The organism is Corallococcus sicarius (assembly GCF_003611735.1).
GTDB lineage: Bacteria > Myxococcota > Myxococcia > Myxococcales > Myxococcaceae > Corallococcus > Corallococcus sicarius.
In genome coordinates this window covers 1-5,817 of record NZ_RAWG01000454.1, presented here as the reverse complement: position 1 = coordinate 5,817, position 5,817 = coordinate 1, and the positions used below count along the sequence as shown (strand labels likewise).

Annotated in this window: 1 protein-coding gene; it reads left to right on the top strand. The window is 70.1% G+C overall.

Features of this window, described 5'->3' with window-relative positions; translation table 11 throughout:
- Positions 1-5,817 (top strand): non-ribosomal peptide synthetase (locus D7X12_RS38500; protein WP_120630142.1); only part of this gene is annotated, 5,817 nt, incomplete at both ends.

The following is a 5,817-nucleotide window of genomic DNA, read 5'->3' as shown; positions in this document are numbered from 1 at the left end:
CCACCGAGGAGAAGCTCGCCGAAGTCTTCGCCCTCGTCCTGCGTCGCGAGCAGGTCAGCATCCACGACGACTTCTTCGCCCTCGGCGGCCACTCGCTCCTGGCCACGCAGCTCGTCTCGCGCGTGCGTGCTGCCTTCGGCGTGGAGCTGCCGCTGCGCGTCCTCTTCGAAGCGCCCACCGTCGCCGCGCTCGCCGCGCGCCTCCAGTCCCACACCCCGAGCCTCCGCCTGCCCCCGCTCACCCGGACCCGCACGGAAGGCGCACCCCCGCTGTCCTTCGCGCAGCAGCGCCTCTGGCTGCTCGATCAGCTCAGTCCCGGAGACGTCTCGTACAACATCCCCACGGCCCTGCGGCTGACGGGGCGCGTGGACGTGGAGTCCCTGCGTCGCGCTTTCGAAGCCCTGGTCGCACGGCACGAGACCCTGCGCACCACCCTCGTCCAGCATCAGGGCCAGCCCGCACAGCACATCCACGCGCCCATGGCGTGGACCCTGCCGCTCACCGACGTGTCCTCCCTGCCGGAAGCCCGGCGGGAAGCAGAGGCCCGGAGCCTCGCGAATCAGGAGGCGCAGCGCGCCTTCAACCTGGAAGCAGGTCCGCTCCTGCGCACCTCCCTGGTGCGGTTGAGCGAAGAGGAGCACCTGCTGCTGGTGACGATGCACCACATCGTCTCCGACGGCTGGTCCATGGGCGTGCTCGTCCGGGAACTGACCGCGCTGTACGCGGCCTTCCAGATGGGCCAGGAGCCCGCACTCGCGCCACTGCCCGTGCAGTACGCGGCCTTCGCGGCGTGGCAGCGCCAGTGGCTCCAGGGCGAGACGCTGGACGCGCAGATTCGCTACTGGAAGGAGAAGCTCGCGGGCGCTCCGTCCGCGTTGGAGCTGCTGACGGATCATCCGCGTCCGTCCATCCAGTCCCATGCAGGCGCGGCCCTCTCCCTCCGGATTCCGCAAGCGACCTCCGAGGCCCTCAAGGCGCTCGCCAATCGCGAGGGCGTGACGCCCTTCATGCTGTTGCTCGCGGGCTTCCAGGTGCTCCTGTCGCGCTACTCCGGCCAGGACGACCTCAGCGTGGGCACGCCCATCGCGGGCCGCACCCAGGCGGAGACGGAAGGCCTCATCGGCTTCTTCGTCAACACGCTCGTGCTGCGAGCCCACGTGAAGCCCCAGGCGACGTTCCGGGAGCTGCTGGCCCAGGTGCGCGGCACCACGCTCGCGGCCTATGAGCACCAGCACCTGCCCTTCGAGAAGCTGGTGGAAGCCCTCCAGCCCGTGCGGGACCCCAGCCGCAGCCCTCTGTTCCAGGTGATGTTCACCCTGCAGAACACGCCCATCGAGGACCTGCGCGTCCCGGGCCTCGCCCTCCAGCAGGTGGCGACCGAGACACGCTCGGCCAAGTTCGACCTCACGCTGACGCTGCAGGACTCGCCGCAGGGTTTCGGCGGCTGGATGGAATACAGCACGGCGCTGTTCAAGCCGAGCACGGTGGAGCGGATGGCCGCCCACCTGCGCACGCTGCTGGAAGCCGTGGCCGCGAAGCCCGAGCAGCCCATGGCGGACCTGCCCCTGCTGGGGATCGAAGAGCGTCAGCGCCTGCTGGTGGATTGGAACGACACCACGGTGGAGAGCCCCACCGACGTCCCCGTCCACGTCCACTTCGCGCGCCAGGCCCTCCGCACGCCCGACGCCGTGGCCCTCATCCAAGGCGAGGCCGCGCTGACGTACGCCCAGCTCGACGCCCGAGCCAACCAACTGGCCCACCACCTGCGTGCGCTCGGCATCACGCCTGGAGCCCGCGTCGGCCTCGCCGTCGAGCGCTCCTTCGAATTGGTGGTCGCGCTCATCGCCATCCTCAAGGCCGGTGCCGCCTTCGTCCCGGTGGACCGCAACGCCCCCGTGGAGCGCATCGCCGCGCTCCTGGAGGACGCCGACGTCGAGGTGGTCCTCACGCACCAGCCCTTCGCCCCACTGCTGCCCGCCACGGGCACCCGCGTCTGGCTGGACGCGCAGCAGGACGTCCTCTCCGCGCTGCCCACGCACGCGCCGGACGTGCACGTGGACGGAGAAGCGCTCGCCTACGTCATGTTCACCTCGGGCAGCACCGGCCGCCCCAAGGGCGTCTGCGTGCCCCACCGGGGCATCACCCGCCTGGTGCTCGGCAGCACCTTCATGCGCTTCGGGCCTGATGAGGTCGTGAGCCAGATCGCTCCCGTCGCCTTCGACGCCTCCACGCTCGAAATCTGGGGCGCGCTGCTCCACGGCGCGAAGCTCGTCCTTGCTCCGCCCCACGCCCTCTCCCTGGAAGAGCTGACCGCGCTGGTGAGGCAGCACCGCGTGACGACGCTGTGGATGACGACCGCGCTCTTCGAGCAGATGGCCCTGCACCAGGCCGAAGCCCTGGCCGCGGTGCCGCAGGTCCTCACCGGCGGCGAGGTCATGCCCTGGGCACGCATGCGCGCGCACCTGCCCCGTCTCCCCGAGGGTTCGACGGTGGTGCATGCCTATGGCCCCACGGAGAACACGACCTTCTCCACCACGTTGCCCCTGCACCGTGACTCCGTGGTGGACGGCCCGGTGTCCATCGGCCGACCCATCTCCAACGCCACGGCGTACGTCCTGGATGCGCACCTGCGTCCGGTGCCCGTGGGCGTCGCGGGCGAGGTGTACGTCGGAGGCACGGGCCTCGCCTGGGGCTACCTGCACCGCCCCGACCTCACGGCGGAGCGCTTCGTCCCCCACCCGTTCGCCACGACGCCCGGCGAGCGGCTCTACCGCACGGGCGACAAGGCCCGCTGGTGGGAGGACGGCACGCTCGACTTCCAGGGCCGCATCGACTTCCAGGTGAAGGTGCGGGGCTTCCGCATCGAGCTGGGTGAAATCGAAACCTCCCTGCGCGCCGCCGCTGGCGTCAACGAGGCCGTCGTCGTCGCCCGTGGGAGCGATGGAGACAAGCGCCTCGTCGGCTACGTCACCGCGCTCGAAGGCCACTCGCTGGACACGGGCGTGCTCAGGGCCTGGCTCAAGCAACACCTGCCCGAGTACATGGTGCCCTCGGTGCTGATGGTGCTGGAGGCCCTGCCCCTCAACGCCAACGGCAAGGTGGACCGCAAGGCCCTGCCCGAGCCGGGAGATGCTCCGCGCGCCGCTGCCTTCGTCGCACCGCGCACCGCCACCGAGGAACAGCTCGCGGCCCTCTTCACGCAGGTGCTCCATGTGGAGCGCGTCGGAGTGCAGGACGACTTCTTCGCGCTCGGCGGCCACTCCCTGCTGGCCACGCAGCTCGTCTCGCGCGTGCGTGCTGCCTTCGGCGTGGAGCTTCCCCTCCGGGCCCTCTTCGAGGCCCCCACGGTGGAAGCGCTCGCGAAGCGGCTGGACGGAGTCCAGCGCACGCCGCATCAGGCGCCGCCGCTGCGACCTACCTCGCGCGGGGAAATCGTTCCGCTCTCCTTCGCGCAGCAACGCCTGTGGTTGCTGGATCAACTCCAGCCTGGAGACATCTCGTACAACATCCCCACGGCCCTGCGGATGATGGGGCGCGTGGATGTGGAGTCGCTGCGACGTGCCTTCGAGGCGCTCGTCCGGCGCCACGAATCGCTGCGCACCACGCTCTCCGCCCCGGATGAGGAGCCGTCGCAGCGCATCCACGCCGTGTCGGGATGGGACCTGCCCGTCACCGACCTGACCCACCTCCCCGAATCGCAGCGAGAGGAGGAGGCGCAGCGCGTCGCGGCCATGGAAGCGCGCCGTCCGTTCCACCTCGTCACGGGTCCGCTGATGCGCTCCATGTTGGTGCGGCTGAGCGACGAGGAGCACCTGCTGCTGGTGACGATGCACCACATCGTCTCCGACGGCTGGTCCATGAGCGTCCTCGTCCGTGAGGTGGCGGCGCTCTACGAGGCCTTCAGCGCCGGCCGGTCCCCGTCGCTCGCACCCCTGCCGATGCAGTACGCGGACTACGCGATGTGGCAGCGCGAGTGGCTCCAGGGCGAGGTCCTGGACGGCCACCTTGGCTACTGGAAGCAGCAGCTCGCGGGGGCGCCCGCCGCGCTGGAGCTGCCCACGGACCGTCCGCGTCCGCCCACGCAGTCGCACCGCGGCGCCACGGTGAACGTGCAGGTTCCCGCCAAGGTGTCCGAGGCCCTCAAGGCCCTGTCCCAACGTGAAGGCGCGACGCCCTTCATGACGCTGCTCGCGGCCTTCCAGGTGCTCCTGTCGCGTTACTCCGGCCAGGATGACATCAGCGTGGGCTCGCCCATCGCGGGACGTACCCAGGAGGAGACGGAGGGCCTCATCGGCTTCTTCGTCAACACGCTCGTGTTCCGCTCGCGATTGAGTCCGCGGAGCACCTTCCGCGAGCTGCTGGCCCAGGTGCGCGGCACGACGCTCGCCGCCTACGAGCACCAGCACCTGCCGTTCGAGAAACTCGTCGAAGCGGTGCATCACTCACGCGACCTGAGCCGCAGTGCGCTCTTCCAGGCCATGTTCAGCCTGCAGAACACGCCTACCGGAACGCTGCGCCTGCCGGGCCTGTCCTTCCAGCCGGTGGAAGTGGACACGCGCTCCTCCAAGTTCGACCTGACGCTCACCTTGCAGGAGTCGCCCCAGGGTTTCGTCGGCTCGCTGACGTACGCCACCGACCTCTTCGACGCCTCGACCGTCCAGCGCATGGCCGGCCACCTGGGCGTGCTCCTGGAGGCCATCGCCACGACGCCGGACACGACGCTCGCGAACCTGCCCCTGCTCACCGACACCGAGCGCCAGCGGTTGCTCGTGGATTGGAATGGCCCGCGCGTCGACTTCCCGCGCGACACCTGCATCCACGACGCCTTCGCGGCCCAGGCCCGCCTCACGCCCGACGCCCTGGCCGTCGTGTGCCGTGAAGAGCAGCTCACCTTCCGGGAACTCGATGCGCGCGCCAATCAACTGGCCCATCGCCTGACGTCACTTGGCGTCGGCCCCGACGTGCGCGTGGTGCTCTGCGTGGAGCGCTCCGTGGAAGCCCTCGTGGGCCTCCTCGGCACGCTCAAGGCCGGCGGCACCTACGTGCCCATCGACCCGAGCTACCCGCGTGAATGGCTCGCGCACGTCCTCCAGGACACGGGCGCACCGGTGGTGCTCACGCAAAAGCACCTTCTCGGCACCCTGCCGCCACACTCCGCGCACGACCTCTGCCTGGATTCGCACGCGGTGGACCTCGCGCGGGAATCCGATGTGGCCCCTGTCACCGAGGTCTCACCGGAGCACCTGGCCTACATCATCTACACCTCGGGCAGCACCGGACGGCCCAAGGGCGTGATGATCCAGCATCGCTCCGTGCTGAACCTGCGCCTGGCGCTGGCGAGCACCGTGCACGCTGACGCCAAGAAGGCGGAGCGGGTCAGCGTCAACGCACCGCTGTCCTTCGACGCCTCCGTGAAGCAGCTCATCCAGGTGCTGGATGGCCACACGCTCTGCATCGTCCCGGACGAAGCCCGCGCTGACGTAGGCGAGTTGGTGAAGCGCATCGGCCAGGACGCGCTGGACGTCCTCGACTGCTCACCCGCGCACCTGCGCCTCCTCCTGGAGGAAGGCCTGCTGGCGCGCGAGTCCGTGCCCCGCCGTGTCCTCGTGGGCGGTGAGGCCGTGGACCCCGCGACGTGGAGTCACCTCGCAGCGAATGAGCGCATGCGGGTCTTCAACGTCTACGGCCCCACCGAGTGCACGGTGGACGCCACGGCGTGCGCATTCGACGCCTCGCCCACGCCCACCATCGGCCGGCCGTTGCCCAACGTCCGTGTCTACGTGCTCGACCGCAACCTCCACCCGGTGCCCACGGGTG